Origin of the sequence: Kribbella sindirgiensis, assembly GCF_004331435.1 — a bacterium.
In the GTDB taxonomy this organism is placed as follows: Bacteria; Actinomycetota; Actinomycetes; order Propionibacteriales; family Kribbellaceae; genus Kribbella; species Kribbella sindirgiensis.
Genome location: NZ_SJKA01000005.1, coordinates 546,708 through 573,498 on the forward strand (window position 1 = coordinate 546,708; position 26,791 = coordinate 573,498).

23 protein-coding genes are annotated in these 26,791 nt (G+C 68.9%); 10 read left to right on the plus strand and 13 right to left on the minus strand.

The window, feature by feature from the left end:
* Window positions 1-85 precede the first annotated feature (85 nt).
* The 6 genes from E0H50_RS42995 to E0H50_RS17655 all read right to left on the minus strand — a co-directional run bounded on the left by E0H50_RS42995 (window position 86) and on the right by E0H50_RS17655 (window position 8,494).
* A complete protein-coding gene (locus E0H50_RS42995; RefSeq protein WP_165547171.1) occupies window positions 86-3,571 on the minus strand; it encodes a PKD domain-containing protein in 3,486 nt (1,161 codons plus the stop codon).
* 366 nt (window positions 3,572-3,937) lie between these two features.
* Window positions 3,938-4,513, minus strand: a complete 576-nt coding sequence (locus E0H50_RS17635; protein ID WP_131289494.1) for a hypothetical protein — start codon at window positions 4,511-4,513, stop codon at window positions 3,938-3,940.
* A 31-nt stretch (window positions 4,514-4,544) separates the two neighbouring features.
* Window positions 4,545-4,820 carry a YggT family protein gene (locus E0H50_RS17640; RefSeq protein WP_131289496.1) on the minus strand — a complete coding sequence of 92 codons (276 nt, stop codon included), beginning with the start codon at window positions 4,818-4,820 and terminating at the stop codon, window positions 4,545-4,547.
* Window positions 4,821-4,955: 135 nt separating this feature from the next.
* Window positions 4,956-6,650, minus strand: a complete 1,695-nt coding sequence (locus E0H50_RS17645) for a S8 family peptidase (RefSeq protein ID WP_131289498.1) — start codon at window positions 6,648-6,650, stop codon at window positions 4,956-4,958.
* A 111-nt stretch (window positions 6,651-6,761) separates the two neighbouring features.
* Window positions 6,762-7,829: a hypothetical protein gene (locus E0H50_RS17650; RefSeq protein ID WP_131289500.1), complete on the minus strand. Its 1,068-nt coding sequence runs from the start codon at window positions 7,827-7,829 to the stop codon at window positions 6,762-6,764.
* On the minus strand, window positions 7,826-8,494 hold the full coding sequence (locus E0H50_RS17655; RefSeq protein WP_238151027.1) for an RNA polymerase sigma factor: 669 nt from the start codon (window positions 8,492-8,494) through the stop codon (window positions 7,826-7,828). The genes E0H50_RS17650 and E0H50_RS17655 overlap by 4 nt, the downstream gene beginning before the upstream one ends.
* 83 nt (window positions 8,495-8,577) lie before the next feature.
* Between E0H50_RS17655 and E0H50_RS17660 the strand changes: the two genes are divergently transcribed.
* Both E0H50_RS17660 and E0H50_RS17665 read left to right on the plus strand, forming a co-directional pair.
* Window positions 8,578-9,114 (plus strand): mycothiol transferase, encoded by a 537-nt coding sequence (locus E0H50_RS17660; protein WP_131289502.1) that lies wholly within the window; start codon window positions 8,578-8,580, stop codon window positions 9,112-9,114.
* A 55-nt stretch (window positions 9,115-9,169) separates the two neighbouring features.
* Entirely contained in the window at window positions 9,170-10,114 is a 945-nt protein-coding gene (locus E0H50_RS17665) for a phosphotransferase (RefSeq protein WP_238151041.1), read from the plus strand.
* On the opposite strand, the gene E0H50_RS17670 is transcribed toward E0H50_RS17665, so the two are convergent.
* Window positions 10,098-11,210, minus strand: a complete 1,113-nt coding sequence (locus tag E0H50_RS17670; protein ID WP_131289506.1) for an FAD-dependent oxidoreductase — start codon at window positions 11,208-11,210, stop codon at window positions 10,098-10,100. The genes E0H50_RS17665 and E0H50_RS17670 overlap by 17 nt on opposite strands.
* A gap of 91 nt (window positions 11,211-11,301) precedes the next feature.
* Between E0H50_RS17670 and E0H50_RS17675 the strand changes: the two genes are divergently transcribed.
* The gene (locus E0H50_RS17675; RefSeq protein WP_238151028.1) at window positions 11,302-11,904 is read left to right on the plus strand and encodes a TetR/AcrR family transcriptional regulator; all 603 of its coding nucleotides are present in this window, start codon (window positions 11,302-11,304) and stop codon (window positions 11,902-11,904) included.
* Here the strand turns inward: E0H50_RS17675 and dnaG are convergent.
* Window positions 11,901-13,820 carry a DNA primase gene (gene dnaG, locus E0H50_RS17680; RefSeq protein ID WP_131289510.1) on the minus strand — a complete coding sequence of 640 codons (1,920 nt, stop codon included), beginning with the start codon at window positions 13,818-13,820 and terminating at the stop codon, window positions 11,901-11,903. The two genes, E0H50_RS17675 and dnaG, sit on opposite strands and share 4 nt — an antisense overlap.
* Window positions 13,821-13,860: 40 nt before the next feature.
* On the opposite strand from dnaG, the gene E0H50_RS17685 reads away from it, so the two are divergent.
* A complete protein-coding gene (locus E0H50_RS17685) occupies window positions 13,861-14,709 on the plus strand; it encodes a TolB-like translocation protein (RefSeq protein ID WP_131289512.1) in 849 nt (282 codons plus the stop codon).
* On the opposite strand, the gene E0H50_RS17690 is transcribed toward E0H50_RS17685, so the two are convergent.
* Window positions 14,706-15,947, minus strand: coding sequence for an NAD(P)/FAD-dependent oxidoreductase (locus tag E0H50_RS17690; RefSeq protein ID WP_131289514.1), 1,242 nt, complete (start codon window positions 15,945-15,947; stop codon window positions 14,706-14,708). The two genes, E0H50_RS17685 and E0H50_RS17690, sit on opposite strands and share 4 nt — an antisense overlap.
* Window positions 15,948-16,046: 99 nt before the next feature.
* Here E0H50_RS17690 and E0H50_RS17695 point away from each other — a divergent pair, with 99 nt between their 5' ends.
* Entirely contained in the window at window positions 16,047-17,903 is a 1,857-nt protein-coding gene (locus E0H50_RS17695) for a sialidase family protein (protein ID WP_131289516.1), read from the plus strand.
* Here the strand turns inward: E0H50_RS17695 and E0H50_RS17700 are convergent.
* Window positions 17,865-19,094, minus strand: coding sequence for a deoxyguanosinetriphosphate triphosphohydrolase (locus E0H50_RS17700; RefSeq protein ID WP_131289517.1), 1,230 nt, complete (start codon window positions 19,092-19,094; stop codon window positions 17,865-17,867). The genes E0H50_RS17695 and E0H50_RS17700 overlap by 39 nt on opposite strands.
* 114 nt (window positions 19,095-19,208) lie before the next feature.
* Here E0H50_RS17700 and E0H50_RS17705 point away from each other — a divergent pair, with 114 nt between their 5' ends.
* On the plus strand, window positions 19,209-19,934 hold the full coding sequence (locus E0H50_RS17705; protein ID WP_131289519.1) for a DUF899 family protein: 726 nt from the start codon (window positions 19,209-19,211) through the stop codon (window positions 19,932-19,934).
* Here the strand turns inward: E0H50_RS17705 and E0H50_RS17710 are convergent.
* The gene (locus E0H50_RS17710; RefSeq protein WP_131289521.1) at window positions 19,918-20,526 is read right to left on the minus strand and encodes a dihydrofolate reductase family protein; all 609 of its coding nucleotides are present in this window, start codon (window positions 20,524-20,526) and stop codon (window positions 19,918-19,920) included. The two genes, E0H50_RS17705 and E0H50_RS17710, sit on opposite strands and share 17 nt — an antisense overlap.
* A 73-nt stretch (window positions 20,527-20,599) precedes the next feature.
* On the opposite strand from E0H50_RS17710, the gene E0H50_RS17715 reads away from it, so the two are divergent.
* On the plus strand, window positions 20,600-21,142 hold the full coding sequence (locus tag E0H50_RS17715) for a winged helix-turn-helix domain-containing protein (protein WP_131289523.1): 543 nt from the start codon (window positions 20,600-20,602) through the stop codon (window positions 21,140-21,142).
* Complete coding sequence (locus E0H50_RS17720; RefSeq protein ID WP_131289525.1) at window positions 21,139-22,392, plus strand: MFS transporter; 1,254 nt, start codon at window positions 21,139-21,141, stop codon at window positions 22,390-22,392. The genes E0H50_RS17715 and E0H50_RS17720 overlap by 4 nt, the downstream gene beginning before the upstream one ends.
* On the opposite strand, the gene E0H50_RS17725 is transcribed toward E0H50_RS17720, so the two are convergent.
* Window positions 22,332-22,973 carry a TetR/AcrR family transcriptional regulator gene (locus E0H50_RS17725; protein ID WP_238151029.1) on the minus strand — a complete coding sequence of 214 codons (642 nt, stop codon included), beginning with the start codon at window positions 22,971-22,973 and terminating at the stop codon, window positions 22,332-22,334. The genes E0H50_RS17720 and E0H50_RS17725 overlap by 61 nt on opposite strands.
* 85 nt (window positions 22,974-23,058) lie before the next feature.
* On the opposite strand from E0H50_RS17725, the gene E0H50_RS17730 reads away from it, so the two are divergent.
* Window positions 23,059-23,916 carry an alpha/beta hydrolase gene (locus tag E0H50_RS17730; RefSeq protein WP_131289529.1) on the plus strand — a complete coding sequence of 286 codons (858 nt, stop codon included), beginning with the start codon at window positions 23,059-23,061 and terminating at the stop codon, window positions 23,914-23,916.
* On the opposite strand, the gene E0H50_RS17735 is transcribed toward E0H50_RS17730, so the two are convergent.
* Complete coding sequence (locus E0H50_RS17735; protein WP_131289531.1) at window positions 23,881-25,407, minus strand: helix-turn-helix domain-containing protein; 1,527 nt, start codon at window positions 25,405-25,407, stop codon at window positions 23,881-23,883. The two genes, E0H50_RS17730 and E0H50_RS17735, sit on opposite strands and share 36 nt — an antisense overlap.
* A gap of 163 nt (window positions 25,408-25,570) precedes the next feature.
* On the opposite strand from E0H50_RS17735, the gene E0H50_RS17740 reads away from it, so the two are divergent.
* Window positions 25,571-26,791: a type II toxin-antitoxin system Phd/YefM family antitoxin gene (locus tag E0H50_RS17740; protein WP_131289533.1), complete on the plus strand. Its 1,221-nt coding sequence runs from the start codon at window positions 25,571-25,573 to the stop codon at window positions 26,789-26,791.

Here is a 26,791-nt window from a genome sequence, read left to right on the forward strand (position 1 = left end):
GCCTCGGTTCTTGGGCGACAGATCGTCCTCGGCTGAGGCTTTACATGTTCCGACGTCGGCACCGAGACGGATCCCTGATCGTGGGTCAGCTGGGCTGGGTGCCTGTCACCGTGACCTCGGCCAGGCTGATCACACCGGCGCTGGTGGCCGGCGACTGCACCTTGACGTAGCGGGCCACGGTGTTGGTCGGCAGACTGGTGACCGCCCCCGGCGTCGGCCCGAGGTTCAGCTTGGTCACCGTGGAGTCGGCCATCAGCTGGGTGTAGGTCCGGCCCGACATGCTGGCGGTGGAGAGGAACACCACCGCGTTGTTCAGCTTGTCGGTCGCGGCGTCGGTCCGGTTGTACACCGTGACGTTGCTGACGCGCGAACTGGTCAGCAGGTCGACCTGCCACCACGGCTGCGAGCTGGACGCCGTCCGGCTCACCGACCCGGCGGCGAAGACGCCGTTGGTGTTCCCGTCCACGGCCCGGGCGGCGGTGCCGACGTCGGTCGACGACTGCGTGGCCGGCCGGCTGGTGGACAGGTTCACGGCGCCGGTGGTGCCGCCGACCTGTAGCTCGGCCAGGTTCAGGACGGTGAAGATACTCGACAGCTGCAACCGCACGTACCGGCCGGTGGCGTTGCCCGCGTTCAGGGTCAGGCTGTTGGTGGTGGACGAGAACGCCGAGAACGACATCTTCTTCACCGAGGCGTCGGCCTGCAGCGAGGACATCGACCGGCCGGTCATGTCGGTCGAGGAGATGAACACCGTGCCGCTGCCCATCCGGTTCGCGTCGGTCCGGCTCCACACCGTGACCGTGGAGACGGCCGCCGCGGAACCGAGGTCGACCTGCCACCACGGCTGGGTGGAGAGGTTGGTCTGGGTCACCGAGCCGTTCGCGAACACGCCGTTGGTGTTGCCATCCACTGCCCGGGCCGCCACCGCGGTACCACTGGTGCTCGACTGGGTGGCGGTCTTGCCGCGGGCCAGGTTCGGAGCGGTGACGGTCACCGTGGTGGTCGACACCGCGCTGTCCACCTTGCCGTCCCGCACGACCAGGCTGAAGGTCAGCGTGGCCGGTGTGGCCGGGGCGGTGAAGGTCGGCTTCTGGACCGTCGAGCTGGACAGCGTCACAGCGGGCCCGGCGGTCTGGGTCCAGGTGTAGGTCAGCGGGTCGTTGTCGGCGTCGCGGCTGCCGGAGCCGTCCAGCGTCACCGCGGTAGCCGTGTTGACCGTCTGCGCCGTACCGGCGTTCGCCACCGGCACCTGGTTGACGGGGGTGATGGTCACCGTGGTGGTCGCCGCCGCGCTGTTGGCCTGGCCGTCCCGCACCACCAGGCTGAACGTCAGCGTGGACGCCGCGGACGGGGCGGTGAAGGTCGGCTGCGCCGCCGTCGTACTGGACAGTGTCACCGCCGGTCCACCGGTCTGGGTCCACGCGTAGGTGAGGGCGTCGCCGTCGGCGTCGGTGCCGGACCCGTTCAGGGTCACGGTCGTACCGGCCACGGCCGACTGCGGCGCACCGGCGTTCGCCACCGGGAGGTGGTTGTTCGACTCCGAGAGCGGCCGCGGGGTGCAGTTGCTGATCGAGACCGTGAAGGGCTCGACGTCGTTGTCCGTCTCGATCATGGCGCCGTCCTCGGAGCCGATGAGCGAGATGGTGTGCGCCTGGCCGGCGTTCACGCGGGTCTCCCGCCACTCGTCCGTACCGCGCTCCCACTCGACGATCAGGACCCGGCCGGTGACCACGCGGACGGTGCACCCGTCGGCCCAGGCGCCCATGTACGGATAGAGCGGAACGCCCGAGTCCGAGTAGACGTTGCGCGCGTTGTCGCCGGAGCGGCCGTTGCCCTGGTAGGCCGTGCCGACCGGCCAGGTGATCACGCCGCCGTACCAGTCACCGGGGTTCTCGCCGGTGCCGGCGTAGCGCCAGCGGGCGTTGACCCAGGAGACCGGGTCGCAGGTGGTGGGGTCGGTGCAAGCGGGCGGCGTCGGCGGGACCTCCGGGCCGGGCACGAAGGCGTACGCGAACGGCGAACCGCTCTGCACGCTGACGATGCTGCTACCACTCAGCGTCGTCGGCACGGTGTAGCTCTGGCCGGCCGACAGGTTGGCCAGCGACGCGTGCGAGTCCCCGACCGGCCCTGAGAACACGGTGGCGCTGCCCGAGGTGACGGTGATCTTCCAATTCGCCACCTGCGGGGCCGGCGCGTAGACGTCGTGCGAGGCGGTGTAGCCGTAGCGGGCTCGGCTGGGGTCAGTCTCGGCCGGCCAGACGGCGGCGTACCCGCTGTCCGACGGACCCCACGGGCACGGGCTGCTGGTGCAGGTCCAGGTCACCCGGGGCGACTCGCCGTCGCCGGCTGGCGGAGGCGTGACCGGCTCACCCGGGGTCAACGTGTACTCAAACGCGGCACCGCCCTGCACGCTGACGATGCTGCTGCCGCTCAGCGTGCTCGACACGGTGTAGCTCTCGCCGGCCGACAGCGCGGCCAGCGACGAGTGCGAGTCCCCAACCGGGCCCGCGTACACGGCGGCGCTGCCGGAGGTGACAGTGATCTTCCAGCCGGCCACCTTCGCCGCCGGGGCGTACACGTCGTGGGAGACGGTGTAGCCGTAGCGGGCTCGAGTGGGCTCGGCCGTCGCGGGCCAGACCGCCGCGTTGCTGGTGTAGCTCGCACCCGACGGGCAGGGCGTGCCGGTGCAGTTCCAGGTGGCCAGCACCGAACCGTAGCCGGACGCCGGCGGCGTGGTCGGTTCGCCCGGAGTGAAGATGACCCGGAACGCGCCATCGGCCTGCACGCTCACGATGCTGCTGCCGCTCAGCGTGCTCGACACGATGTAGCTCTCGCCGGCCGACAGCGCGGCCAGCGACGAGTGCGAGTCGTCGGCCGGGCCCGCATAGACCGTGGCGCTGCCGGAGACGACCGTGATCTTCCAGCCGGCCACCTTGGACGCAGGAGCGTAGACGTCGGCGGAGACGGTGTAGCCGTAGCGGGCCCGGACCGGCTCGGCCGCGGCCGGCCAGACGCCCGCGTTGCTGGTGTAGCTCTGGCCCGACGGGCACGGGCTGCTGGTGCAGTTCCAGGTGGCCAGCACCGAGCTGTCACCGGAGGCCGGCGGCGGGTCGGTCGGGGCGCCGGGGGTGATCGTGTACTCGAACGACCCACCGTCCTGCACGCTGACGATGCTGCTGCTGCTCAGCGTGCTGGGCAGGGTGTAGCTGTCGCCGGCCTGCAGACTGGCCAGCGACGAGTGCGAGTCGTCGGCCGGGCCCGCGTAAACCGTGGCGCTGCCGGACGTGACGGTGATCTTCCAGCCCGCGACCTTGGGCGCCGGGGCGTACACGTCGTGGGAGACGGTATAGCCGTAGCGGGCCCGGACCGGCTCGGCCGCGGCCGGCCAAACTGCCGCGTTGCTGGTGTCCGACGGGCCCCACGGGCACGGACTGCTGGTGCAGGACCACGTCGCCACAACGGAGGACGCCGGATCCCCCTCGGCTGCCTGCGCGGGCGGGCCGACGAGGCCCAGCACCATCACGACCGCAGTCGTGAGAACGAAGAATGCGGTCGCAAGACGTTTCTGCATGCCGGCCCCCCGGATTGTGACTCTCCCCTTCGGCGAACCGTAGCCCAAGTCGCTCTCTGGCAACCGAAAAGGAGGCGAAAAAATGCAGCCACGAACCGTTTTGTTATGGACTTCATCACGCTACGGAAAGACGCCATTACTCATTGACAAAATCTCATTGCTCATTGATGAGAAATGGAAGGATCGCGCGACTGCACGGCTCGCGGCGGATACAGAGCGTAGTGGTCGTCAGAGGGCGGCCGGCTAGACAGGAGGGCACCTCGAGCACGGCGAGTGCAGGACTTCGAACGCTGGGCGCCTGAAGTTGGGGCGTGTGGCAGGTGGCGTGGCTCGTGCCATGGCTACGCACGGGTGCCAACAGCTCGATCACCGCTTCGGAGACGCGGCTGCGATAGTGAGGTTCGCGCTCAATGTCTGTGAATAGCGTTTGCCGTCCTGTTCATAGATGAACTCGACACCCTCAGACATCAGCGGGCGTTTGGTGGTGGTGATCCGAACGTGCAGGTAGACGATCTTCTCGGCCGGCAAGGTCTGACCTGGCAGGACTGTGTACCCGCGTACTTCAGTCGACGGCTTGCTGGATGGATCGTCACCAGCCGACCCGCCGCTGCTGTCCCAGGACATCGGGACACCAGTGACAAAAACGTCCTTGTCGAACAGGCGAGCCTCCACGAAGGCGATGCCGTCAGGCAGCGTCCCCGGGCGAACGTCCTCGAGTGTCACCTTCTCCGACGAGCGGTTGGTGATCCCCGGCGCGAAGTACCAGACGTCATCGTCGACATGGGCCGTCGGAATGCCGATCTCGTACGAGCCGTCCTCGACACCGAAAGCGTCACCCTCGTGGATTCTGCCCGGCTCGCCGGAGTTCCGGACCAGCAATCCGACAATTACGGAGATTGCCACCAAGGTCACGGCCGCCGCGACGACGACTCTCTCCCGCACTCCCACGCCCCTGTCTCCGGGTTGGGTTGGGCTACAGGCTGAAGGCTATGGAGCGGAGGATCAGGGCGGCGAGGAAGACTGCGGTGAAGGCTAGGTCCAGTGATAGTCCGCCTAGGCGGACCGGGGGTAGGACTCGGCGTACTCGGCTGATGACCGGCTCTGTCCAGGCGTGGGTCAGGGTGCGGGCTCGGGTTGCCCATTGGGGGCCGTTGGCTACGACGCCTGTCCAGTCCAGGATCATCCGGGCGATCAGCACCAGGATGTACAACGTCAGGATGTACCCGACCAGGTCTCCGATGAGGCTCATGAGCAACTCCTCCGCGATCACCGATATGACCGTCTCTCAAGTATCAACGGTGCTGACCGCGCAGGAATGTCCTCAACGCCGTGTTCTTAGCGGATTGTCAGGCTGGGGTGCCCCGAGGGGCACCCCAGCGATGGGTCAGTGGCGGGTTACGGCGGCGTAGGCGTCGACGATGCCGTGGCCGTAGAAGCCGTTGAAGTTTCGGGTGCCCTCGCAGAGGGCGTTGAACTCTTCGGAGCGGCCTTCGTTGATGTAGGTCTGCAGCGGCGGGTTCGGGCAGGCGCGCGGCTGCGCTGTGTTCATGAGGATTCGGCCGACCTTGTCCGGGTCCATCCCGAAGTCGCCGTGGCTCTTCTTGCCATACTGGCTGACGATCAGCGCGGCCACGCCGGTGGCATGCGGTGACGCCATCGACGTGCCTTGGAGTACGAAGTAGTACCCGCACTTGGTGAAGTCGGTGACACCGGCCGGGCACTGCTTCTGCGCGCCGGCCGTGACGCCGGCGGGCGTGATGTTTCCGGCCGCGTCGACGAGGCCGCCGGCCTGCAGCGTGTTCAGCGGGTACGTCGACAGGATCAGGTTCTCGTTCGTCCGGAACATCGGCGTCCCGAAGTAGTCGCGGAACCAGCCGCCGGGTGCGGAGACCTCGATCTGCTCGAGGCCGTAGTTGGAGTAGTCGGCCTTCTTCGTCGACGGACCGAGCGCCGACACACCGATCACGTGCGGGCCCTCGACCGGCAGATCGACGCAGGTCGCGTTGTCGATCGGCCGCGGGTACGCCGTGTTCAGCGGGAAGTCCGGGCTGCTGAGGTCGGTGCGCGGCTTGCCGAGGTCCTCGTGGTTGTTGCCGAGCGAGCCGACGAGCGTGACACCGCGGTTGTGCGCGTAGTTCAGCGCGCGGTTCATCGCGCGGATGATGGTGCGCTGCTCGGCCTGTGCCTCGGGGCTGTCGGCCGGGTTGGCGGTGCAGTTGTACAGCCACGGGTCGACGTAGAACGACATGTTGACGACATCGAGTCCGACGTCACCGGCGTACGTCAGTGCGTCCGTGACCGGGCCGAGGAACAGGAAGCCGCTGTCCTGGCCGCCGCGAATCTCCACCAGCGTCACGTTCGGCGCAACGCCGGAGACACCGACACCGTTGGCCGCGGCACCGATCGTGCCGGCCACGTGGGTACCGTGACCGCTGTCGTCCCAGCCGACCGGGTCGACACAGCCGCGGAACTCGCAGGCACCATCGATCTCCGGGATGTCCGGCGCGAAGTTGCGGGACAGTTTCCAGTCGAAGTTCGGCGCGATGTCCGGGTTGCGCGCATCGATCCCCGAGTCGAGTACGCCGACCTTGACCGACTTCTTACCCGGCTGGACGGTCCGCGCCAGATCGGAGCGAACCATCTTCAGACCCCACAGTTGCGCGTCGAGCGGGTCCATCCCGACTGCCGTCTTGCCCGCCGTGGCGGCCTTGCCGGTCCCGCCGTTCTCAGTCTCGACGGTGCGCGGTTTCTGCTGCGGCACGGTGCCGATCGGCCGGCTGCGGGCCGCGCCCTCGACCGCGCTCGACGCGGACACGCGGCCGACGAAGCCCGATGCGGCCGCGCGTACGGTCAGCGTGCCCAGGTTCGCGTTCTCCTTGACCACTTCACCGCCGGCGGCCTTCACCGCCGCGATGGCCTGGTTACGGTCCGCACCCGTCTCGAGCAGGACCAGATACTCGGTGTCTCCCCCGGCAACGCTCGTGGCACCGGCACCGGCTGTGATCGGTGCCGCGAGCGCAGCGGCGATCAGAGCGGTAGCCCCGGTCACCGCCATCAGACTTCTCCGGACGTCCGTCATTGGTGGATCCCCTCCCCTGGAGAATGTTGTGACGGGGCTCACGGTAGGTCGGAGCGCCGCGACCGAGAAGAGGGCCGACGTTGTCAGATCCGGACGGGACTACTTGCTCGGCTACTTGGTGGGCGGCGGCGTCGACGTGATGCGCGCCGTGGCGATCGCGGAGTTGAGGATGTCGCCGCGTTGCAGCGACAGCTCCGGGTCGCCGTTGATGTCCCCGGGGCCGTCCTTCACCACGACAGTGCGGTGGCCGAGGAACTGGCCGCCGGTCTCGGCGATCAGGAGGTCCTCGCGGTACTCGCCGGCGTCACGGCCGATCACGCGGGCCCGGCGGCCGTCGACGGTGACGACCTCGTCGAGAAGCTTGATCCCGGGGAGCTTCCGCGCGGCCTGATACAGGGCGGCCCGCAGATCGGCCGGTACGAGACCGGAGCTCAGAACGGCTCCGATCCGCCGCCAGGCCACGGAGTCGGGGTACGGGATCTGAGGGTTCTTGCGGAGCGCGGCGAGCAGCAGGTCCGGGTCCCGCGGTTGGGCGGCGAGGAACGCATCCGTCGCGTTCTCCCAGCTCGGCTCGCAGGACGTGGTACCAACCGTCCATCGCCGGGTACCGACGGCCAGGCAGGAGTTGAGCGAGACACTCGGCTTCATCGGGTGAAAGAGGTACGGCGCCGTCGTCTTCGCGAGTGCGCGTGCTTCGGGACTCGCGAACTCGACACGGGTCATGAAGCTCGAGCTGGTGACGTACGGCGGTTTGCGGTTGGACGCGATCCACGTGGTCCGTTCGCCGTACTGCGTGGCGCGCAGACTCGGGTTGGAACCGAGTGGCGTCAACCGGGTCGTGCGGTAGCTGATCTCCAGGTACTGCCCCGGCGGGATCGGGTCGTCCGGATCCGCAGCGCTCGCGGTCGCGGCGTCGGCGAGGAACGTGCTGGCGTTGGCGACGGTCCCTGTGGGCGTCGCGCCGTCCCGGGTCACCACGTCCGCGACGAGGAAGCCACCCGCCAGGACGAGCGCCAGTGCTCCGGCCAGAAGAACCCGCGGGCGTCCAGCGAGCGAGCGCGTCTGTCGGCGCGCGGCGGGCGGTGGCGTGAGGAGTTGCCGGCGGGCGGCGTTGAGAGCCTCGGGCGTGGGCGCAGGGGTGGCTGCGCGGAAGTCTTTGAGCAGGTCTAGGTCGGTCATGGTTGCTCCTCGAAAGCTGGGCCGAGGGTGGCGCGGACGGATTTGCGGGCTCGGTGGAGGCGGGAGCGGACCGTGCCGATCGGGATGTCCAGAGCGGCGGCGATCTCGGCGTACCCGAGGTCTTCCCATGCGTAGAGAAGTAGGACGTCGCGTTCCGGTGGGCGGAGGCGGGCCAGTGCGCGGGCGAGAGTTCGCTGGGCAGCCTCGGCGTCCACGCGGGACGCGACCTCGCCGGCCAGTGGGTCGTCGTGGGTGTGGCGTCCGGCTGGTTCGGAGCGTGCGTAAGCGCGGTACTGGCGCACCTCGGAGCGGCGTCGTCGGTGGATCAGGTTGGTCGCGATCCCGTACAACCACGGCAACGCACCATCGAGTGCATCGCCAGGATCAGCGGGCGTGTAGTGGTGGCGGCGTTCGTAGGCTATGAGGAAGGTTTGGCTGAGGACGTCGTCGGCGTCGGTGGTGCCCAGGCGGCGGGCGGCGTAGCGGTGGATCTTTGCCGCGTGCCGGTCGAACAGGAGGGCGAACTCCTCCCGGCTCGCTGCGCTGATCAGCTCGGCGTCGGTCGGCGGCTCCGGTCCGCCAGGCGGATCCACGGAGGCGGCAGGCTGCGTACCGGTTTGCATACCTGTTCTTGCCCGCACTGCCGACTTCGGTTCCCGCCCCATCGCCGGAGTCTGGCACGGGCCGTGGTCCGTCGGGTACGGCATGCTGGGCCTGCTCACCCGATCACCGTCGACGAAGGGGTGCCATGGACTGGAAGGATCTGCCGATCGACCATTGCCCGCGGGGCACCGAGGTGGAGACGTTGCAGTTCGCCTTGGACCGGGTACGGCGGCAGTTCGCGTGGAAGACCGGCGGGCTGACCGCCGAGCAACTTCGGCAGACGCATCCACCGTCGACGATGACGCTCGCGGGGCTCATCAAGCACATGTCTTTCGTGGAGGACGGCTTCACCGGGCGGGCCGCCAACCAGCCTCTCGCTCCGCCGTGGGACACCCGCAGCTGGGTCGAGAACGACCGGTGGGTCTGGGAATCCGCGGTCACCGACGACCCGGACGAGCTCTACGCGCTCTGGTACGCCGCTGCCGCGCGCTCCCGCGCCGCGTGGCAACAACTGAGTGCGGACGGCGGCCTGGACGTCCTGGTCGAGGACCCCGACCCGGCCTGGACATCGAACCGCAGGCGGATCGCGATCGACCTGCTCGAGGAGTACCTCAGACACACAGGGCATGCCGATGTCCTGCGCGAGGCGGTCGACGGCCTGACCGGAAACGATCCTGACTGACATCACGGACGCCCTGCGCGATGCGTACGGCGTCCACGCAGCCGAACTGCACCACATCCTCGCCGGCACCAACACCGTCAACTATCGCGTCGTCGACGAGAACGGCCGGCGGTGGTTCGCCAAGATCTACCGCGGCGACCTCGGGCGCGAGCGCGCGGCGATCGAACTGACAGAGTTCGCCCGCGGCGGCGACGTCCCGGTGCCTGCTGTACGGCGAACTCTCGACGGCGACGTGCTGTGTGAACGGGTGCCGATGTCGTTGTGGGAGTTCGTCGACGGCGTGACGGCCGAGGGCGGGCTCGCCGGTGCTCGCTGGCCGGCGGTCGGCACCGTGCTGGGCCGACTGCATCGACGGCTGGCCGAACATCTGGCGGCGACGCCGACGAGACAACCGGCCGTCGGCGTGCGCAATGTCAGCAAGGCGCCGCGATCCTTCGACCGGATCATCGACGGGTACGCGAGCCGCGCAGGACTCCGCCCCTTCGAGCAGTGGGCCTGGGAGGCCGCCAAGGAGCGCCGGGGACTGCTCGATCGGGCCGGCGCGATCCTGGCGGAGCTGCCGGACCTGACGGTGCAGATCGTTCATGGTGATCTCGCCTCTCCGAATCTGATGCTGCGCGGCGACGAGGTCGCCGCCGTGATCGACTTCCAACCGCCGAGCCCGCGCTTCACCGCGTGGGAGATCGCCCGGATCGGCTGCGACCCGCGGACCGTGATGCTCGGCGACGACTGGATCGACGGGCTCGCCGAACTGCTGCTCGCCTACCGCGACGAGCATCCCGCGGCGCACGTCGACGACCTCGTGTCCTCGGTCGCCACGGGGTGCGCCTACACGCTCGCGTCGACGTATCCGCTGGCCGAACCGCTCGACGATCCCGCCGCCGTGACCCCGTCGCTCGAGCTCTACGCCCGGGCTCGTCACGAGGCCGCGCTCGTGATGCTCGAGCGGCTGCCCGACGTACAGGACCTGTTGCGGGAGCGACTCAGACCGAGACCTTGAACATGCGCTCGGCGTTGTGCAGGGATTCGGTCACGATCGGCTGGGAGTTGGCGATCACGTCCTGCTGGTACGTCACGAGGTCCTGGTCCGAGGTCAGTGCGCGGGTCAGTCGCGCGGCGTCCCACAGCGCCGTGTTGGCGCCGGCGCCCGCGGCCGGGGTCATTGGGTGCACGGCGTCACCGAGCAACGTCACGCGCAACGAGGACCAGGACGGAACCGTGATGCAGGTCCGCAGCGTGATCGGGAACGCCGCGCCGGGCTCCCCCGCGTCGACGAGTTCGCGGAGCGTCGGATGCCAGTCGGCCACGGATCGCTCCACGATCGCCCACAGCTCGGCCGGGCTCATCGCGAACAGTTCCTCGTCCGACGCACCTAGCACCGCGTTCGTCCCGGTCAGCACCGCCATCAGATAGTCGCCGTACTCCGCGGGCGGCTCCCGGAACACCACCGGCGCGAACGCCGCGCCGAGACCGGCGCCGTCGCTCGCGAAGCAGAACCCGCGCAGAAAGGCTCCGGGCGCCGTCTCGCGGACGGCCGGTGTTAGCGGCACTTTCCCGTAGATGCAGCGCACCCCGATGTCCAGCACGTCGAGCTCCGGCACCAGCTGAGCACGCACGCGCGAACCGACACCGTCCGCTCCGACCAGCACGTCCGCGACCGCGGAAGTCCCGTCCGCGAAGGCGATCTCGACTCCGTCGGGCGTCTCGACGTACGACGCGAACTGCTTGCCGAACTGCAGCACGTCGTCGAGCCCGGTCATCAACGCGCGGCGGAACGCATACCGATCCACCGACGTCACCGCGTCCGGACCGGCGATCGGGAACACCTGCTCGAACTGCTGGTTCAGCTGGTGGTCGAAGCCCGCCACCAGGTCACCCGGCTGCGTCGCCGTGGCGATTACCCGGCGCCGCACGGCGTCCGGAAGCATCGCGGCCAGCGCCTCCTCCCCGACCGGGCTGATGTGGATCCGGTAGCCCTGCTTGCGGTACTGCGGGGAGGGATCGCGCTCGAACACCGTGACGTCCACGCCCGCCTCGAGCAACCCCTGCGCCAGCGCCAGCCCACCGATCCCGGCACCCATGATCGCGACCTTCATCTCCGACTCCAATCATCCGTGTGGAAAACTTTGTCATCCGTCTGGTTGATTAAGTTAGCACGCCGGATGGAAGTCCGCTAGGATGATTTTCGTGCGGCGATCACCGGATCCTGAGCAGCGGCAACGTGACCCCGAGCGCAGCAAACAGCAGTTGCTGGACGCGGCCGTGGTCGAGTTCGGCGCGCACGGGTTCAGCGGGGCGCGGGTCAGCGAGATCGCCGCCCGGGCAGGCGTCAACAAGCAACTGATCTCGTACTACTTCGGCGGCAAGGAGGGTCTGTACCGCGCGGTCGCCGACCGCTGGCGGGCCGGCGAGCCGGAGCTCACCGCGGACGCGGAATCCTTGGGCGACGTCGTCGGGGCCTACGCGGGCGCCGCGATCGCGCAGCCGGACATGCTCCGGATGCTCGTGCGCCAGGCGGTTGAGCGGATCCCCGACAACCAGGACGAGGAGGGCCAGCGCGCGCGGTTCAGGGAGATGGTCGAGGACATCACGCGCCGGCAGGCCCTCGGTGAGCTCGCCGTCGACCTCGATCCGAGGCATGCCGCGCTCGCGCTGTTCGGCCTCGCCTCCGCGCCGGTGGTGTTCCCGCAGATCGCCCGCGCCCTGGGGCTCGACCCCGACAGCGAGGAGTTCGCCACCGAGTACACGGACCAGACGGCGAAGTTGGTCTCACATCTCAAAGAGGACTAGATCGCGCCGGAGATGGCGCGGTTGCGGAGTTCGGCCTTGTAGGCCTCGAGCGCGATGAGTTCGCCGAACATCCGGTTGTACTCGTCCGCGCGCTCGATCGGGTTCGTCCGCTGCAGCTTCGACTTCAGGTCCTGGATGCGTCGCGCGCAGGTCAGCTCCTGCAGCCGCGCCAGCAACGCGAGCGCATACGGCTCGTCGGGCTCCCGCCCCAGCCGCAGCGGATCCACGGCCAGCGCGCCGACGACCGCGGCCGCCGGGTCGTTCCCGATGGCATCGCGGACGGCGACCACCCACGCCTCACCGGGGGGCGCGGCTGACGGCCCGCCGATCTTCGCCATCGCGGCCCGGACCGCGCCCAGCCACGGATGCGTGAAGTCGTGGTCGTCGAGCTCGTCGAAGGCGACCCCGACCAGCGCCGGATGCTGCATCGCGACCTTCAGCACGTCCCACTCGATCACGAACCGCTGGTCCCGCGGCGACGGGATCTCGGTACGCCGGACCACCGGCTGCCCCGCATCACCCGAAGCCTCCGCCGGCTGCGCGTGCGCAGCCGGCCCGGACTGCCTCGGAGTGGCCGACTGCCGCGACGCCGCCTTGTAGACCTCGGACCGGACCTGGTCCTCGTCCATCCCGAGATGCCCGGCGAGCTCGCGCGTGAACGCGTCCACCTTCGACCGGTCGCGGATGCTGATCACCAGTCGCGCCGCGTCCCGCAGCGCGTCGATCCGGGTGTCGGCGCGGTCCAGGTCGTACTTCGACAGCACGTTCCCGAGCACGAACCGGTACAGCGGGACGCGCCGCCCGATCAGCTCCCGGACCGCGGCATCGCCCTTCTGCAGCCGCAGGTCGCACGGGTCCAGCCCGTCCGGCTCGACCGCGACGTACGTCTGCGCGGCGAACGCCTGGTCGCCTTCGAAGGCCTTGACCGCCGCGCGCTGGCCGGCGGCATCGCCGTCGAACGTGAAGATCACCTCGCCGCGGAACTGGTCGTGGTCGAGCAGCAGCTGCCGCAGCACCCGCGCGTGATCGTCGCCGAACGACGTACCGCAGGTGGCGACCGCGGTCTGCACGCCCGCGAGATGACAGGCCATCACGTCCGTGTAGCCCTCGACGACCACGGCCTGCCGGCCCTTGGCGATCTCCCGGCGGGCGAGGTCCACGCCGTACAGGACCTTGGACTTCTTGTAGATCGGCGTCTCGGGGGTGTTCAGGTACTTGGCTTCGATCCGGTCGTCGTCGAAGAGCCGGCGCGCGCCGAACCCGATGACGTCCGAGGACGCGTCCCGGATCGGCCACATCAGCCGGCCGCGGAACCGGTCGTACAGCCCGCGCTGCCCGTCGGCGGCCAGGCCTGACGCGACCAGCTCGGCGTTCGTGAAACCGCGACCGCGCAGATGCGCCACCAAGGCCTCGCCGCCCCGCGGCGAGAATCCGACGCCGAACCGCACCGCGGCGTCCTTGTCGAAGCCGCGCTTGTCCAGGAACTGGCGCCCGATCGACGCCTCGGCCGCGCCGAACAGGTTGTCGACGTAGAACTCGGCCGCGACCTTGTGCGCCTCCACGAGCCGTGGCCGCTGGTTGCCCGGACCGCGCTGCACCGGCGCGCCGGAGTCCTCGTACCGCAGCTGGATGCCGACCTTCGAGGCCAGTGTCTCGACGGCCTCGGAGAAGGTGATCTGGTCGACCTTCTGGACGAAGTCGATGACGTCGCCGCCCTCTTGGCAGCCGAAGCAGTAGAAGAATCCGCGGGACGGGGTGACGTTGAACGACGGCGACTTCTCGTCGTGGAACGGGCAGAGGCCCTTCAGGTTGCCCCCGCCGGCGTTCTTCAAGGTCACGTACGAGCCGACGACGTCGTCGATCCGGGCGCGCTCGCGCACCAGCGCGATGTCCTCTTCCTTGATCCGGCCTGCCACCCCGCGAGTCTAGCCGGGCCGATCACGTAGGTTTGCGGGTATGCCACGTACTCTTCGCCCAGGTCAGCGGTCCGAGCTGTACGTCGTCGACGTCGCGACCAACACCCACCGGCTGGTGTTCACCTCCGACGAGGTCCTGTTCGAGGCGCCGAACTGGCTCCCCGACGGCACTCTGGTTGTCAACGGCAACGGACTGCTGTTCCGGGTGGCGGACGAACTCGAGGAGATCGAGCTCGGCGGCGTACCACCGATCAACAACGATCACGTGGTGAGCCCGGACGGGCGGACGGTGTACGTCTCGGCGAACGACGGCCACGTGTACGCCGTACCGATCGAAGGCGGACCCGGCCGCCGGGTGACGAACGATCGCGGCGAAGGCTTCCACCACTACCTGCACGGAGTGTCGCCGGACGGTACGACGCTCGCGTACATCGGGCTGGAATGGGTCGGCGAGCAGCGGATCACCAACGTGTGGACGATCCCGGCCGCGGGCGGCGCCGACGTCCAGGTGACGGACGACGAGTTCGCGGACGACGGGTCGGAGTTCAGCCCGGACGGGCGGTGGATCTACTTCAACTCCGAGCGGGACGGGCATGCCCAGCTGTTCCGGGTCCTGGTCGAGGGCAGTGCGATCGAGAAGTTGACCTCCGATGAGCGGGTCAACTGGTTCCCGCACCCGGCGCCGGACTCGTCCGCGGTCGCGTACGTCAGCTTCCCGCCCGGCACCGAGGGACACCCGGCCGACATCGACGACGTCCGCCTGCACCTCCTGACGAACGACGGTGAGATCCGCGAACTGACGAGTCTGTTCGGCGGCCAGGGCACGATGAACGTGCCGAGCTGGTCGCCGGACAGCTCGTCCTTCGCGTACGTGGCCTACCCGCTCTAGACGTCCGCGAGGTCCACCGAGGTGTCGGCCAGGCGGGCCGGGTCGACCTCCTTACCGGAGCGGATGAGGTTCTGGACCGCGTCGATCGCGCCCCAGGTGTTGACGTGCATACCGGCCAGGACCGTGTGGTCGTCGGACAGCCAGAACGCCACGTAGGCGCCGGACTTCGGGTCGCCGCGCAGGACGACCTGGTACGACGTTCCGCGCGGGATGTCCCCGGCGTACTCCATCCCGAGGTCGAACTGGTCGGTGAAGAAGAACGGGATCGCGTCGTGCGCCACGTCCTGTCCGAGCATCGCCTTCGCGGCGGACTTGCCGGTGTCCTTCGCGTTCTGCCAGTGCTCGACCCGGACGAACCGCCCGAACAGCGGGTGGTCCCAGCGGACCACGTCACCGGCGGCGTACACGTCCGCGACCGAGCTCTGCAGGTCCGCGCCGGCGATGATGCCGGAACCGTTCTCCCGCGTCGCGACCTCGATACCGGCCTCCTCGGCGAGCTCGGTGTTCGGCTGGACGCCGACCCCGACCACCACCAGGTCCGCCGGAATCACCTCGCCGCCCTCCACGCGAACCCCGGTGACCTTGTCCGTCCCCTCGAAGCCCTCCACGCCGGTCCCGAACCGGAACTGCACCCCGTGCTGCCGGTGGAACTCGGCGAACAGCTCACCGACCTCTTCGCCGAGCACCCCGGCCAGCGCGGTGGACTGCGGCTCGACGACCGTCACCTCGCACCCACGCTCGCGCGCAGCCGACGCCGCCTCGAGCCCTATCCACCCGGCGCCCACCACGACGACGCGCGCCTTCGCGGCGTACGCGTCGGTCAGCGCCTGTGACTCCTCGGCGGTCCGCAGGTAATGCACGCCCGGCAGATCCGCCCCCGGTACGTCGAGCTTGCGGACGCGGCTGCCCGTCGCGATCAGGAGCTTGGAGTAGGACACGTGGGAGCCGTCGTCGAGCGTGACCGTGTGCGCGGACGGATCGATCGCGGTGACCGTGGCGCCGAGGCGCAGGTCGATGCTGTTGTCGTCGTACCACTGCTGGTCGTGGAGTTGCGCCGACTCGGTCTGTTCCTTGCCGAGCAGGACGCCCTTCGACAACGGCGGTCGCTCGTAGGGCAGTGCCTGTTCACTGCCGATCAGGACGATGCCACCGCTCCAGCCGCCCTTCCGGAGGGCCTCGGCCGCGGTCGCTCCCGCGAGACTCGCACCGACGATCACGATCTGCTCTGCATCTGCCATGACCGAAACGATAGTCCTCCACGACCCCTTGTCGCCGACGACGCGGATGACTACCTTGTCGCAGGACATCATACGTCCTATGACCTCCCTGGGAGAGCCATGCGCGTTCTCACACCAGGCCGCCTCGCGGCCGCCGCTCTACTGGTGTTCACAAGCCTCACAGCGCCGGCCAGCGCCGGCACAGCGCCGTTCGTCGACGACAGCGTGCTGTTCCAGCAGAAGACCGAGGGCTACTCGTGCTTCCGGATTCCGGCGGTCGTGCACGCGACGAACGGCGACGTGCTCGCGTTCGCCGAGGGCCGGGTCGCGGACTGCGGCGACGACGGCGACATCGACATCGTGCTGAAGCGGTCCACCGACGGCGGCAAGACCTGGGGCCCGCTCCAGGTGGTGTCGGAGGGCAACGGCAGCACGCACGGCAACCCGGTGCCGATTGTTGATAATCAGACTGGCCGGATCGTCCTCGTCACCACACACAACGGTCCGGAGCCGTGCACGAACGGGTGCGACCGCGACCCGTACGTCCAGACCAGCGACGACTTCGGCACCACCTGGACCGCGCCGCGCGAACTGACCGACGCCAAGCTGCCCAGCTGGAACTTCTGGTACGCGACCGGCCCGATGCACGGCATCCAACTCGAACACGGGCCGCACGCCGGCCGGCTGATCGTCGGCGCCAGCTTCGAGACGTACGACGGGGTCGGGCCGCACGTCTACGGCACCCACCTGCTGTACTCCGACGACGCCGGCCAGACCTGGCACATCGGGGCGACCACCTCTCGCGACGACGGGAAGGTGATCGCGCAGGAGGTCACCGTGGTCGAGCGCAACAACGGGCAGATCTACGCGCTGGCCCGGGAACGCGGCACCGATCCCGGGAACCGCGCGTACGCGGTCAGCAGCGACGGCGGAGCGACCTTCGACGCACCGTTCCGAACCATCCCGAAGCTGGCGATGCCCGACGTCCAGGGGTCGCTGCTGCGGTACGACAAGCACCGGATCCTGTTCTCGGCACCGGCGCATCCGGCAGCGCGCGAGGTGATGACCGTGCGGTCGTCGTACGACGAGGCGCGATCGTTCGGCACGTGGCAGCAGGGCAAGGTGTTCTACTGGGGCCCGTCGGCGTACTCCGACATGGTGCGGCTGGGTGGTGACGAGACCGGGTTGCTGTACGAGGCCGGCGTCGCGAACCCGTACGAGTCGATCCGCTGGGCGCGGTTCAACGAGGCATATCTGTCGACGCCGAACGGGACGCCGCCGGGCATCCCCGGTCCGCCCGCGCCCGGGCCGCTGACGCCCGACACCGGGCCGGCCCACAATCCGGCGTACGTGCGGGGTGGGGCGACTGTTGCCGCAGGCAAGTTCGGGAACGGGCTCGCGCTGGACGGCGTGGACGACTACGTCGAGGTGCCGTACGACCGGTCGATCGATCTGGGCGCGGACGACTTCACGATGATGGCGTGGATCAAGTACGGCGCGACGACCGGGACGCACGCGATCCTGTGGGCGTACCGGACCGGTTCCGGCAGTACGCCGCAGGTGTGGTTGCGGGCGGAGCCGGAGAGCAAGCGGATCCGTGCGTTGCTGTCGGTCGACCGTTTCAACGTGACGGTCCAGTCGGCGTCGGCGTACAACGACGACCAGTGGCATCACGTCGTACTGCAGCGGGCCGGCGGGAAGTTGCGGCTGCTGGTCGACGGCGTCGAGGCCGGTTCGACGACGGCACCGGCCGGATCGGTGACGGCGGGCAAGGAGTTCGGTGTACAGGGCATCCACGTCGGCCAGCGGGTCGATGGCGTCAACCGCTTCCGCGGGACGCTCGACGAGGTCCGCGTGTACCGCCGCGCGCTGTCCGACAGCGAGCTCCAGCAGATCCGCGAAACCAACAAACCCAACTACAACCGGCTGGGTCTCGACCTATCCCTCGACAAGGTGATCGTGCCAGGCCAGAGCTGAGGGGTCGGTGAGGGAGGCGACCTGATCGACGACGACGCGGAGGCGGGCGTTGTCGTCGGTCGCCTCCGCGAAGTCGGCCTTGAACGGGACGTCGAGGTGTTGTGGAGCGGTCTTCCACAGCGCCTCGACGAGCTCGGTGAGGAGCTCGCGCTGGGTGGCGCGGCGGGCCTGGCGTTCCGGTGAGTTGAGGACGTGGAACATGCCGATGCCCTTCAGCAACCCGATCTCGGTGCGAATGCCGTCCGGAACGACCAGATCGGCCTCGTACCGGATCAGGCGGGACCGGCCGAACACCGCGTGCGTGGCCTGCTCGGCGGCGGTCGCGAACCGCCCGATGAGCTGACTGGTGACGTCCTTGAGCGCCCCCAGCGCCTGCCTGCTGTCGTCGAATTCGGCGCGCGGCCAGTAGTTCAGCGCCTTCAGCCGCGCCCAGCCCTCGTCCAGCTCGGCATCGGTTGCCTCCGGCAAGTACATCTGCCGGACCGTCTCCCAGTACGGCGCCGGCTCGGCGTCGACCGCGGCGAGATCGATGTGGTGCGCGACGATCCCGTCCTCGACGTCGTGCACCGAGTACGCCACGTCGTCGGCGAAGTCCATCACCTGCGCCTCCAGGCAGCGCCGCTCCCCCACGCCCTGGCGCAACCACGAGAAGACCGCGAGGTCGTCGTCGTACACCCCGAACTTGCGCTCACCCGGCCGCCGCGGCCACGGGTACTTCGTCGCGGCGTCGAGGGTCGCCCGGCTGAGGTTGAGACCGACGCTGCGTCCTTCGGCGTCGAACGTCTTCGACTCCAGCCGGGTCAGCAGCCGCAGGGTCTGCGCGTTCCCCTCGAAACCGCCGATCTCCGCGGCGACCTGGTCCAGCGCGCGCTCGCCGTTGTGACCGAAGGGCGGATGCCCGAGATCGTGCGAAAGGCAGGCCGCGTCCACGATGTCCGGGTCGCAGCCGAGCGTCGCCGCCAGCTCGCGGCCGATCTGCGCGACCTCGAGGCTGTGCGTCAACCGGTTCCGCACGAAGTCGTCGCTGCCCGCCGTCACGACCTGCGTCTTCGCCGCCAGCCGCCGCAACGCCGCACTGTGCAGCACGCGCGCGCGATCACGAGCGAACGCGGTCCGCCCCGGCCGCTTGACCGGCTCGGCGACCCACCGCTCGGCGTCGTGCTCGTCGTACCACTCATGCTGCTTCCTCATTACCGCTCACACTAGCGGCGACGACCGACATTTCCGTGAACACATGTCAAGGAGCTCGCGTCGGCTCCGACGTACCTGGGTACTGCGGAATCGACGGAGAGGACGTGTTCGACCATGCCGCACGGAACCCTGCCCGAGGTCACCGACCGCACCACCTTCGAGGCTCGTCTGGACGAGCTGCGCATCCGCGAGAAGGCGCACACCCGCGCGGGTGACGCACTCGCCGCGGACCGCCGGCGCCTCCCGATGGTCGAGGTCGACGGGAACCTGGAGCTGACCGGACCCGACGGGCCGCTGACCCTGCTCGACGCCTTCGAAGGACGTCAGCAGCTCCTCGCGTACTACTTCATGTGGCATCCCGGGCACCCCGCGTCCGAGCAGTGCCAGGGCTGCACCTGGTGCGCCGGCCACGTCGGCGAACTGTCGTACCTGCATTCCCGCGACATCACGTTCGCGGTGTTCTGCCAAGGGCCGTTCGAGGAGAGCGCTCGCTACCGCGACTTCATGGGTTGGACGATGCCGTGGTACTCCGCTCTGCCGTCGCTCGACGAGCTCCTCGTCGGACGGACGACCGGCATGATGCACCTGGTGTCATACGTCCGCGACGGCGATCGCGTGTTCGAGACCTGGTGGACGACCCGGCGTGGCGTCGAGGTGATGGACAACAGCTATTCGCTGATGGATCTGACCGTCTACGGGCGTCAGGAGGAGCACGAGGATTCCCCGGCCGGCTGGCCGCAGGACTGGGAATGCGGCGGCCTGACAGTGGACGGACGGCCGATCTCCCAGTGGTCCCGCCTCGAGGCGAACCGCAACGACGATCTCAGCGGGCGGACGTGACGCAGTAGCGCATCCAGATCACGCCGTCCTTGAAGACCTCGGTGCCGGCGTGCCGCAGGTCGAGGTGTCCCGTGTCGTACCAGCGGTCGCCGCCGATCAGCAGCGGGTGCACGAGAAGCGCGAGCTCGTCGATCAGGCCGAGCGCCAGGCAGGATCGGAGCAGTACGCCGGACGTGTCGACGCGCACGGTCTGAACACCGCGATCCCCCAGGACGTCGAGCACCTCGACGAGATCGATCTGGTCGTAGCCGGTGATCAGCTCGCGGGTCGTCGCGTCGGGCGGGCGCTCCGGCGTCTGATCGGCGTACAACGCGAGGACGCCGGACCAGTAGCCCAGCTCCCGCAACGAGTCCCAGCTGCGGACGCGCGCCCGCTCGTCCACCACCGCGAGCAGCGGACCCTCGGCCCGCGGACCGCGCCGGGGAGCCGCGAGTACGGCGTTCTCCTGGGCGAGGATCGTGCCGGCGTCGATCAGCGTCACGTCCTCCTGCCACAGCGACGCCAGCGCGTAGAACCGCGCGAGGTCGACGTCGAACCCCGACGTCACCCCGTCCAGCGAGACCGCCAGCTGAGCCACCACATGAGGCCGCATGTCTCCCAACCTAGGGACGGCCACCGACAGAATCTTGTTGCAGAGACTTCTCTGCAGAGACTACTCTGCACTTATGCGACGGATCGATGCCCGGAGCCTGCGCGGACTCGCCCACCCGCTCCGGATGCGCATCCTGGAGGCGATCGAGCTCGACGGGCCCGCGACGTCGAGCACGCTGGCGGCGCGGCTCGGCGAGAACACCGGCACGATCAGCTGGCACCTGCGGCTGCTCGCCGAGCACGGGTACCTCGAGGAGGACCCCGGCCGCGGCACTAAGCGCGAGCGTTGGTGGCGGATCCCGGGCCGGACCGTCCTCGATCCGTCCGAGTTCCTCGACGACCCGGAGACGCGGCGGGCGCTGGACGTCTACCTGCGCGATCTGGTGGAGCGCTACTACGACCGCGTCCGCACGTACGTCGACGAGGACTGGCCCGGCGAGTGGCAACAGGCGGCCGCCCTGTCGGACTGGCGAGACCTCCGGCTGACCCCGGCACAACTGCAAGCCCTCAACGAGGAACTCGCCGCAGTCATCGACCGCTACACCGACGCCGGCTCGGCCGAAGAGGGTGCTGAGCGTGTGATCGTGCAACTGCAATCGTTTCCGCGGCGCTCATGAGTCTGCTGCGCACGCATCGCGACTTCCGCCTGTTCTGGATCGGCGAGACGGTCAACCGGTTCGGCAGCGCGACCTCGTCGGTCGCCTTCCCGCTGGTCGCGATTTCGATGCTCGACGCAACGACCTTCGAGATCGGCCTACTGACTGCCGCGGCCTGGGCACCGTGGCTTCTGATCGGCCTGCCCACCGGCGCCTGGATCGATCGGATCCGTCGACGTCCGCCGATGCTCGCCTCCTCAGCCGTCTCCGGCCTCCTGCTCGCCGTGGTCCCGCTGGCCGGCGACCTACTGTCGATCGGGCTCCTCCTGCTCATCGCCGGCCTGGTCGGAGCCGCCGCAGTCGTCTTCCAAACGGCGTACACCGCCTATCTCCCAACGCTTCTGGATCCGTCCGATCACGCCGAGGGCAACGCGAAACTGCACGGCAGCGCTTCGGCCGCGCAGATCGCGGGCCTCGGATGCGGCGGCCTCCTCGTCCAGTTCGCCGGCGCGGCGAACGCACTGTTCGTCGACGCGGCCAGCTTCCTGGTAGCCCTCGGTTGTCTCGCCGCGATCCGCTTCCGGGAACGCCGTACGGACACACCGAGGCGGGCCGGGGCGATCCGGGAGGGCGTCAGCCTGGTCGCACACGACGTCTGGCTGCGGACGTTGACGATCTTCGGCGCGGTCTCGAACCTCGCCCTGATGGGATACCAGGCGATCGTCGTCGTGTTCCTGGTCCGCGAGGCCGGGCTCACGGCGGGCACGGTCGGCACCCTGATCGCGGCCGCATCCAGCGGCGGTGTTCTCGGTGCACTCGTGGGCCGCAGGTTCATGCGATTCGGTACGGCGCGTGCGCTGCTGCTGTGCGAACTGGGTCTGCCGACACTGGCGTTGCTGATCCCGTTGGGCGGCGCGAGCCCGTGGTTCTATCTGGTCGGCGCGTTCGGCGTCAGCCTCGGCGTCGTCGGCGGAAATGTCGTGAAGGCGACGTTCCTGCAGTCCTACTGCCCACCTGACCTGTTCGGCCGGCTGACCGCGACGAACGCCTTCGTCAACTACGGCACCATCCCGCTCGGCGCGCTCCTCGGCGGAACTCTCGGCCAAACCCTCGGCCTCACCCCGGCCCTTTGGATCACGACAGCCGGCGTACCGCTGGCCGGTCTCGTCCTGCTCGCGTCACCGATCCGTCGGCGCCGCGATCTGCCGACTCACCAAGGCACCGGCGTACCGGGGACGACCGCCGACTCCAACCGGATCCGCACCGCCTGACGCGCACGCTCGTACCCCGTGTCGTCGTTGTGCAGGATCGACGCAAGGTTCGCGGCCTCGTAGTACGCGTTCAGGTCGAACGCGAGCTGCACCGGATCGGCCGTCAGCTCGCCGCGCTCGACAGCCTCGGCGACCGCGGTCTCGATCAGATCCATCCACTCGTGATGAACGGACGCGAGGTACTCGTGCACGGCACCGTCGCGTGCCGAGAACTCGTGCGAGACCTTCTGGAAGAAGCAGCCGCCCGGGAACACCCGGCTCCGCGAGTAGTCCAGCCAGTGCCGGCTCAGCGCCCACACCCGCCCGAGACCAGGCTCGATCTGGTACGCCGGAACCACGACGTTGTCGGCGTAGATCCGGCGCGCCGCCCGGACGGTCGCCAGCTGCAGTTCCTCCTTGGAACCGAAGTGCGCGAACAGCCCGCTTTTGCTGATACCGAGCTCGGTCGCGAGCCGCCCGATCGACAGCCCCTCGAGTCCGTCGACCGACGCAATGTCGACGGCACGGCGCAGGACAGCCCGGCGGGTCTGGTCGCCCCGCGCCAACCGTCCGTCGACCTTCTCCACGCTCCCGGACTCCACGATTCCCGATCCTAAGTCCCGTTGACTCCCAGCCTGTGCAAAACTAATAATACGACCGTTCGTATAGTTTGCCAGAGGGGATGTCATGCAGAAGCTGGTCAGTGCCGGATTGCAGACAATCGGAATGTTGTCACCGCGGCTCGGAGGGCGGCTCGCGTTCAACCTGTGGCGACGTCCGCTCGCCCGCGGCCGGGTCCGCCCGGAGGAGCAGGCCGTCCACGACGCCGCCCGCGTCGAGATTGTCGACAATGTGAAGACCTACGCGTGGGGTGACGGCAAGCTCCCGGTGCTCCTCGTGCACGGCTGGCGTTCGCGCGCGTCGCGGTACGCCGGATTCATCACCCGGCTGCTCGAGCTCGGCTACAGCCCGGTGTCGTACGACGCTCCGGCGCACGGCGACTCCGATGGCGAGGTCGTGTCGATTCTCGGCCACCAGCGGATCATCCGCGCGCTGGAGGAACGCCACGGCCCGTTCGAGGGCGTGATCGCGCATTCGCTCGGCGTCCCGTTCGCGCTGTACGCCGTCCGCGAGGGCGTGGCGGCGAAGCGGCTGGTGATGATCAGCGGTGTCGCCGACTTCGGCTACCTGGCCGACACGTTCTGCGCCCAGCTCGGGCTGGGACCGAAGATCAACCAGCAGCTACGGCGCCGGATCGAGCACGGGTACTTCGACGGCGACGACCAGATCTGGACGCGCTTCTCGGTGACGACCGGCAAGCTCGACCTCCTGGTGGTCCACAACGACGAGGACGAGGTCGTGGACCCGGCGCAGGCCCAGGTCCTGCTGCGGAACTACGGCTCCCGCGCGCACTTCCTGCCGACAACCGGCCTCGGCCACCGCCGGATCCTCTCGGACCCGGCGGTCATCACCGAAGCGGTCGCCTTCCTCCAGGATCCCGATCAGGACTCAGATGTCCCGGAAGGTCTCGATCTGAGCGCCTAGCGAGTTCAGGCGGGTCGCCAGGTCCTCGTAGCCGCGGTTGATCACGTAGACGCTGCGCAGCACCGACGTACCCTTCGCGGCCATCATCGCGATCAGCGTGACAACGGCCGGGCGGAGCGCCGGCGGGCACATGATCTCGGCGCCGGAGAAGTGCGTCGGCCCCTCGACCATCACCCGGTGCGGGTCGAGCAGCTTGACCCGGCCGCCGAGCTTGTTCAGGTCGGTCAGGTAGATCGCGCGGTTCTCGTAGACCCAGTCGTGGATCAGCGTCTGCCCGGCGGCGGTCGCCGCGATCACCGCGAAGAACGGCAGGTTGTCGATGTTCAGGCCCGGGAACGGCATCGGGTGGATCTTGTCGATCGGCGCATGCAGCTTCGACGGCCGGGTGGTGAGGTCGACGAGCCGGGTCCGGCCGTTCTCGGCGAGGTACTCCGTACTGCGGTCGTAGTCGAGCCCCATCTCCTCCAGGAGCGCGAGCTCGATCTCCAGGAACTCCACCGGCGCGCGCCGGATGGTGATCTCGGACTTCGTGACGATCGCCGCGGTGAGCAGGCTCATCGCCTCGATCGGGTCCTCGGACGGCGCATAGTCGACGTCCACGTCGATCTCGGCGCGGCCGTGCACGGTCAGCGTCGTGGTGCCGATGCCGTCGATCTTCACGCCGAGCAGGTCGAGGTAGAAGCACAGGTCCTGGACCATGTAGTTCGGGCTGGCGTTGCGGATCACCGTCACGCCGTCGTACCGGGCCGCGGCCATGATCGCGTTCTCGGTCACGGTGTCGCCGCGCTCGGTCAGCACGATCGGCTTGCCCGGGACGATCGCGCGGTTCACCAGGGCGTGGTACTGCCCGCCGGTCGCCTTCACCTCGAGCCCGAACGGGCGCAGCGCGGTCAGGTGCGGCTCGACGGTGCGGGTACCGAGGTCGCAGCCACCGGCGTACGGCAGCTCGAAGGCGTCCTCGCGGTGCAGCAGCGGGCCGAGGAACATGATGATGGAGCGGGTCCGGCGGGCCGCCTCGGCATCCATCGCGCTCAGGTCGAGGTGCGTCGGCGGGATGATCTCCAGGTCGCCGGCGTCGTTCAGCCAGGTGGTCTTGACGCCGATCGAGTTCAGCACCTCGAGCAGACGGTTGACCTCCTCGATGCGGGCGACCTTGCGCAGCGTCGTCCGGCCCTTGTTCAGCAGCGAGGCGCAGAGCAGCGCGACGCCGGCGTTCTTGCTCGATTTCACGTCGATGGCGCCGGACAACCGCCGGCCGCCGGCCACACGGAGGTGGACCGGACCGCCACCGAGAGAGACAATTTCGGAGTCGAGCGCCTCGCCGATCCGGGCGAGCATCTCGAGGGTGAGGTTCTGATGACCCTTCTCGATCCTGTTCACCGCACTCTGGCTGGTGTTCAGTACTTCCGCGAGCTGCGTCTGCGTCCAGCCGCGATGCTTGCGGGCGTCCCGGATGAGGTTTCCGATCCGGCTCAGGTAGTCATCGGTCATGCGCCGGACCTTATCTCACATGTGAGATACCGCTGCACCGACCCGCCGGTGCCAGCGTAGCGAATGTCACTGTCCGGGTCGCGAAGGACCCACATGACCTGGTGAAACGCCGGCCGCCTACAGTTACCCCCAACTCCCGCCGCCACCCGGAGAGGACCAGCAGATGCCCGAGGACAGCTCCGCCGCGGTGGTCAACGAGTTCGAGGCGGAGTCCTGGCCGCTCGAGGCGGCCGCGGACAGTCTGCACCAGGTCATCGAGGGTTTCCACAACGGCGACACCCGGCCGCTGGTGATCGGCGACGGCGACCAGCCGGTGCTCGTGGTGCTGGCGATCGCCGACCTGGCCGACTTTCGGGCGCGGATCGCGGACCTGCTCGGCAACCCGGTCGACGCCGGCTGGCTGCGCTACTACCTGCGCTCGAACTTCGACATGAGCTCCGAGCGACTGGTCGAGCTGCTCGGGGTGGACACGGACCACGGACTGTCCTCACTGGCCAGCCAGGTGAACGTCGAGCAGGCCGCGACGCTGATGCCCGACCACGTACGCCGCACCGAGGCCGGCGGGAACCCGCTGATGCTGATCGGCGACGGGACGATGGCGACCGCCGCGCTGCTGTCCTTCCAGGCGTTCCAGGTGCTGCTCGCGATGGAAGGCGACGGCAAGGGCGACGACGACTCCTGCGCGCACGACGACGAGGAGAAGCCGACCACGCCGCTCGAGGTGCTCGCCGAGCGGATCGGTCCGGTGTCGACGCAGCTGGTCGCGCAGATCAACTCCGGCCGCGAGCCGGGCCTCCCGCGGTACGAGCTGCATTTCGAGGACGACCTGGTCGAGCACCTGCGCGACCTGGAGGCCCGTGCGCAGAAGGCGCCGGGCGGCGGCGCGTACGACGAGTTGAATGGGCTGCTGCACCAGTTCGACCAGATGCGCAGCGGACTGGTCGAGGCGGAGGCCGAGGAGGAGCCGGACGAGGCGCCGTATCTCGAGGCGTCCGATCTCAAGGCCGCGCTGCCGGACATCCGGGACGCGTTCCGCGAGGGCGCCGACGACCCGTACCTGGTCGGCCTAGACGGGCGACCGATCGCGGGGCTGATCTCGTTCGACCTGTACGAGGAGCTGCAGAAGGTCTCGGTCGAGCTGGACGGGACGGACGAGGCGCCGGTCCTCCCGCTGCCCGAGCCGCGCTGGGAGAACGGTCCGCGGCTGCTGCCGTTCGAGGTCGCACTCGAGATGTGCGAGGCGGTCATCGAGGACCTCACCAACGGCGAGGCGTCGATGCTGTTCATCGCCGACGAGGATGACGAGCCCGAGCTGGTCCTCGCTCCCCTGGTCTGGCTCTGGGCGTACGTCGACCACCTGAACCTGGAAGGCGCCGACGCCTGA